This window comes from Cupriavidus sp. WS, assembly GCF_000395345.1.
GTDB classification, from domain to species: domain Bacteria; phylum Pseudomonadota; class Gammaproteobacteria; order Burkholderiales; family Burkholderiaceae; genus Cupriavidus; species Cupriavidus basilensis_B.
This window is the reverse complement of the sequence record NZ_AQPL01000036.1, coordinates 1-5,449: the sequence shown is the minus strand read 5'-3', so window position 1 is coordinate 5,449 and position 5,449 is coordinate 1. Positions and strand designations below refer to the sequence as shown.

The following is a 5,449-nucleotide window of genomic DNA, read 5'->3' as shown; positions in this document are numbered from 1 at the left end:
CCCGCGCCGGCCGCCGGCCGGCGCGGCGTCGCCGTGTCAATACGACCGCGGCAGCCCGAGCACGTGCTGGGCGACGTTGGCCAGGATCAGGTTGGTCGAGACCGGCGCGATCCGCGCCAGGCGCGCCTCGCGCCACTTGCGCTCGATGTTGTACTCGCGCGCGAAGCCGAAGCCACCGTGGGTCTGCATGCACGCCTCGGCGGCGTTCCACAGCGCTTCCGCGGCGAGGTAGCGCGCCATGTTGGCCTCCGAGCCGCACGGCAGCCCGGCCTCGAACAGCGCGGTGGCGCGGCGGATCATCAGGTCGGCCGCCTCGGACTGGATGTGCGCCTGCGCGATCGGGAACTGGATCCCCTGGTTGGCGCCGATCGGGCGGTTGAACACCTTGCGCTCGCTGGCGTAGGCGGTGGCGGTGCGCACGAACCAGCGCGTCGAGCCGAGCGCCTCGGCGGCGGTGATCATGCGCTCCGCGTTCATGCCGTCGAGGATGTAGCGGAAGCCCTTGCCTTCCTCGCCGACCAGGCTGTCGGCCGGGATCTCCAGGTCCTGGAAGAACACCTCGGTGGCGTGGTGGTTGACCATCGTCGGGATCGGGCGGATGTCGAGGCCCTTGCCGAGCGAGGTGCGGATGTCGATCAGGAACGTGGAGATGCCGTCCACCTTGTTCTTGACCTCGCTGGCCGGCGTGGTGCGCGCCAGCACCAGCATCAGGTCCGAGTGCAGCGCGCGCGAGGTCCACACCTTCTGGCCGTTGAGCACGTAGCCGTTGGGCGTGCGCGTGGCGCGCGTCTTGAGCTGCGTGGTGTCGGAGCCGGTGGTCGGCTCGGTCACGCCGAAGGCCTGCAGGCGCAGCTTGCCGGCGGCGATCTGCGGCAGGTACTTGCGCTTCTGCTCGGCGCTGCCGTGGCGCAGGATGGTGCCCATGATGTACATCTGCGCGTGGCCGGCCGCGGCGTGGCAGCCGGCGGCGCAGATCTCTTCCATGATGACCGCGGCCGCGCGCAGCGGCATGCCGGTGCCGCCGTATTCCTCGGGGATCAGCGCGGCCAGGAAGCCGGCTTCCGTGAGCGCGTCGATGAACGCGGTCGGGTACGCCTCGGCGTCGTCGATCTCGCGCCAGTAGGTGTCGGGGAAATCGGCGCACACGCGGCGCACGGCTTCGCGGATTTCCTTGTAGTCCTCGCCAAGCTCCAGCGTGACGGCATCGTGATTCGGCTGTACGTCTTGCATCGTGTTGTCTCTCTCTCTGTCTCTCTGGCCAACTCTGTGTCTGTCTTGCCGCGGCCCGGCTCGCGCGCGGGCCCGCGCGGCTCAGCGCCCCGTGAACACGGGCTTGCGCTTCTCCTGAAACGCCCGCACGCCTTCGCGCCGGTCCTCGGTGCCGACCAGCCGATTGTAGGCTTCGACCTCAAACTGCAACGCGCTGCGGATGTCGAGCTGCAGGCCGGTGCGGATCGATTTCTTGGCCTGGCGGATCGACAGCGGCGCGTTCTGCGCGATGCGCGCGGCCGTCGCCAGCGCGGCGTCCAGCATGGACTGCGCATCGTCGAACAATGCGTTGACCATGCCCCACTCGCGCGCCTGCTCGGCCGAGAACGGCAGCCCGGTCAGGATGATCTCCATCGCCCGCGGCTGGCCGACCACGCGCGGCAGGTACTGCGTGCCGCCCGAGCCGGGCATGATGCCGAGCGTGACCTCGGTCAGCGCGAAGCGCGCCGAGCGCACGGCGTAGGCGAAGTCGCAGGCCAGCACGGTCTCGCAGCCGCCCGCGTAGGCCGGGCCGTTGACCGCCGCGATGACCGGCACCGGGCATTCGATCAGGCCGCGCCGACTGGCTTCGAAGATGGCGTGCTGCTGCTGCCACTGCTCGTTGCTCATGCCGTTGCGTTCCTTGAGGTCGCCGCCGGCGCTGAAGGTGCGGCCGGCGCCGGTCAGGATGACGCAATGCACGCCGCTGCCGGGCGCGGCCACGCGCGCCCACATGTCGCGCATCTCGCGCCCCATCTGGGTGTTGGTGGCGTTGCTCGCCTGCGGGCGGTTCAGCGTGACCACCAGCGTGCCGTTCTCGGTCAGCGTGGTCTCGATGGTTTCGTAGGATTCGTGGGTTCCGGTCATGCGCGATCCTCGCGGTCCTTGTCTTTGTCTTGGTCGCCGGCGGGCGCGTCCAGCACCTCGCCGGTATGGGCGCCGAGCCGCGGCGCGGCGCTGCGGTAGGCACTGCGCTTGCCGTCGAAGCGCAGCGGCAGGCCGACCGTGGGCATGGAGCCCGCCGGGCCTTCCTGAATCATGCCGAGCGCCTGCGTCTGCGGGTCGTCGACGATCTGCTCGATGGTCTGCACCGGCGCGTTCGGCACGCCGTGGGCGTCCAGCAGCGCGCCGAGGCTGGCGTTGGTGTGCGTGATCGCGCGCGCCTCGAGCGCGGGGATCAGCGCATCCTTGTTCTGCACGCGGCCGCGGTTGGTGCGGAAGCGTTCGTCCTCGGCCAGCGCGGGCAGGTCCAGCGCGCCGACCAGCTTGGCGAACAGCTTGTCGTTGCCGGCGCCGATCACCAGCCAGCCGTCCTGGGTGCGGAACGCCTGGTAAGGCACGATGCCGGCCGCGCCCGAGCCCTGCGGCAGCTGCGGGCCGCCTTTCATCAGCGCGCGCGTGACCGGCACCGTGGTCCAGGCCAGCGCGGTTTCGAACAGCGAGGTCTCGACCAGGCCGCCGAGGCCGGTGCGCTCGCGCTCGAGCAGCGCGGACAGCATGCCGACCGCGCCCCACAGGCCCGCGCCCATGTCGATGATCGACACGCCGACGCGGATCGGCGGGCGCTCGGCGCTCTCGCCGGTGATGCTCATCATGCCGCCGTAAGCCTGCATCAGCGGATCGTAGCCGGGCTTGTGCGACATCGGGCCGCCGCTGCCGAACGCGCCGATCTCGCAATAGACCAGCGCGGGATTCTCTTCCAGCAGCGACGCCGGGCCCACGCCGAACTGGTCGGCCACGCCGGCGCGCAGGTTGCAGATCACGCCGTCCGCCTCTTCCAGGATCAGGCGCCGCAGCGCCTGGCGCTGCGTCTCGTCGGCCAGGTCGATGGCGGCGCTGCGCTTGTTGCGGTTCATGGCGACGAAGTGCGGGCCGGCCTCGTCGAAGAACGGCGGCCCCCAGCCGCGCGCATGGTCGCCGGAGCCGGGGTTCTCCACCTTGATGACGGTGGCGCCGAGGTTGGCGAGGATAAGCCCCGTATAAGGCGCGGCTACGCTGTGGCCGATCTCGACGATCGTGTAGCCGGATAAGGGTTGGTTGGTTGGCATCGTGTTTCGTTTCCGGGGGGCCATGCCGCGCATCGGGCATGGCAGAACAGGTACGGAGGCCAGAATAGCCAGCGCGAAGGGGCGTCGCAAGCATCCGGCGCCCTGCGCGGTGCGATATCACGTAGCTGATATTTACGCCCGCGCGGCGGCGGGCAGCGCACATATCAGCGGGCGGATATCGGCGCCGCGCGGCGCGGCGCGCATTGCCAGCGCGCGCGCGGATGCCTAGCATGCAGGCATCGCGCGCTCGCTGTGTGCATTGCCTCCGTCCGCATTGCCCTCGCCGCGCCGCCCTTCCCACATGTTCACCGAAGCCCCGCATGACGACCGCCCCGACCTACCCCCGTTCCGTCCACATCATCGAAGTCGGCCCGCGCGACGGCCTGCAGATCGAGCCGAAGGTGCTCACCGTCGCCGAGAAGATCGAGCTCATCGGGGCGCTTGCCGCCGCCGGCCTGCGCGAGATCGAGGTCGGCTCGTTCGTCAAGCCGGACGCGGTGCCGCAGATGGCGAACTCGCCCGAGGTGATCGCCGCGCTGCCCGAGATTGCCGGCATGACGTGGCGCGCGCTGTGGCTGAACACGCGCGGCCTGGAGCTGGCCCGCGCCAGCCGGCGCATCGCGATGGAAGGCCGCCTGACGATCACCGCCAGCGAGACCTTCATCCGCCGCAACACCAACCGCGGCATCGAGGACGCCTTCGCCGACATGCCGCGCTGGATCGAGGCCTACCGCGCGGCCGGCATGGTGCCGGACAGCCTCGGCGTGATGGCGGCGTTCGGCTGCAACTTCGAGGGCGACGTGCCGGTGGAGCACGTGATCGGGCTGATCGCGCGGACCGACCGGCTGCTGCTCGAGAACGGCAGCCGCCTCGCGGCGCTGCGGCTGGCCGACACGATGGGCTGGGCCAATCCGCTGCACGTGCGGCGCCTGGTCGGCGCGGTGCGCGAGCGCTGGCCCGAGGTGGAGATCAAGCTCCACCTGCACGACACGCGCGGCGCGGCGCTGGCCAATGCGGTGGCGGCGCTGGAGATGGGCGTGCGCCAGTTCGACGCGGCCATCGGCGGCCTGGGCGGCTGCCCGTTCGCCGGTTTCGGCAGCGCCAGCGGCGGCGTGCCGCCGGCGGTGGGCAACGTCTGCACCGAGGACCTGGTGGCGCTGTGCGAGGAAATGGGCATCGAGACCGGGCTGGACCTCGACAAGCTGGTGGAGGCCGCGCAGCTGGCCGAGCGGCTGGTCGGCCACGCCTTGCCCGGCAAGGTCATGAAGGGCGGCTCGCTGGCGCGGCTGCGCCGGCGCGCGCAGTCCGCCACGGCCACCGCGGCCGCGCGGTGCTGACCAGGCGCGGCTAGCCGCGCATGTGGTTGACCAGCGCGCCGATGCCGTCGATGCCGACCTCGACCACGGCGCCGTCCTTCATCGAGCCGACGCCGAGCGAGGTGCCGCACGCGATCACGTCGCCGGGCATCAGCGTGAGGTCCTGCGAGATCAGGCTGACCTGCTGCTCGGGCGTGAAGATCAGGTCGGCGAGCGGGTAGTTCTGCCGCTCGGTGCCGTCGAGCCGCGTGACCACGCGCGCCGCGCGCCAGTCGAACCCGGTGACGATGGCCGGGCCGATGCAGCCGAAGGTATCGAAGCCCTTGGCGCGGCACCACTGCGGGAAATTCGGGTCCTCGGCGATCACCTCCGAGGCGGTCACGTCGTTGACCACGGTGTAGCCGAAGATGTGCGCGGCGGCATCCTCGGGCGCCACGTCGCGGCAGCGCCGGCCGATCACGATGCCGAGCTCGCCCTCGTAGACGATCTTGCCGGCGTAGCCGCGCGGGCGCACGATGGCGTCGCCGGGCCCGGCCAGCGAGCTGGCCGGCTTGATCAGGAACAGCGGGTGGCGCGGCACCGGCTTTTCCAGCTTGCGCGCCAGCGCGTGGAAGTTGTTCCACAGCGCCACCACCTTGCCCGGCTCGCACGGGCTCAGCAGGCGCAGGCCCTCGCCTGGCAGCGTGGCGCCGGTCGGCTGCCCGCCCGCGTAGCCCGCGCCATCGTATGCCACCACGCGCTCGCCCTCGATGCGGCCGAAGCCAACCTCGCCGTCGCCGGTCTGGAAGCGGATCCATGTCTGCACAGCCAACTCCCTGCGGCGGGCGCGGCTGCCCG

General features: G+C 71.1%; 5 protein-coding genes. 1 reads left to right on the top strand and 4 read right to left on the bottom strand.

The window, feature by feature from the left end; genetic code table 11:
* Positions 1–36: 36 nt before the first annotated feature.
* From K206_RS0103980 to K206_RS0103970, 3 genes are all read right to left on the bottom strand, one after another.
* The gene (locus tag K206_RS0103980) at positions 37–1,230 is read right to left on the bottom strand and encodes an acyl-CoA dehydrogenase family protein (protein ID WP_020201119.1); all 1,194 of its coding nucleotides are present in this window, start codon (positions 1,228–1,230) and stop codon (positions 37–39) included.
* Between the two features lie 81 nt (positions 1,231–1,311).
* A complete protein-coding gene (locus K206_RS0103975; protein WP_020201118.1) occupies positions 1,312–2,115 on the bottom strand; it encodes an enoyl-CoA hydratase/isomerase family protein in 804 nt (267 codons plus the stop codon).
* Positions 2,112–3,296, bottom strand: a complete 1,185-nt coding sequence (locus K206_RS0103970; RefSeq protein WP_020201117.1) for a CaiB/BaiF CoA-transferase family protein — start codon at positions 3,294–3,296, stop codon at positions 2,112–2,114. The genes K206_RS0103975 and K206_RS0103970 overlap by 4 nt, the downstream gene beginning before the upstream one ends.
* Positions 3,297–3,616: 320 nt before the next feature.
* Between K206_RS0103970 and K206_RS0103965 the strand changes: the two genes are divergently transcribed.
* The gene (locus K206_RS0103965; protein ID WP_020201116.1) at positions 3,617–4,633 is read left to right on the top strand and encodes a hydroxymethylglutaryl-CoA lyase; all 1,017 of its coding nucleotides are present in this window, start codon (positions 3,617–3,619) and stop codon (positions 4,631–4,633) included.
* A gap of 10 nt (positions 4,634–4,643) precedes the next feature.
* Here K206_RS0103965 and K206_RS0103960 read toward each other — a convergent pair whose 3' ends face one another.
* The gene (locus tag K206_RS0103960) at positions 4,644–5,417 is read right to left on the bottom strand and encodes a fumarylacetoacetate hydrolase family protein (protein ID WP_020201115.1); all 774 of its coding nucleotides are present in this window, start codon (positions 5,415–5,417) and stop codon (positions 4,644–4,646) included.
* Positions 5,418–5,449: the final 32 nt, after the last annotated feature.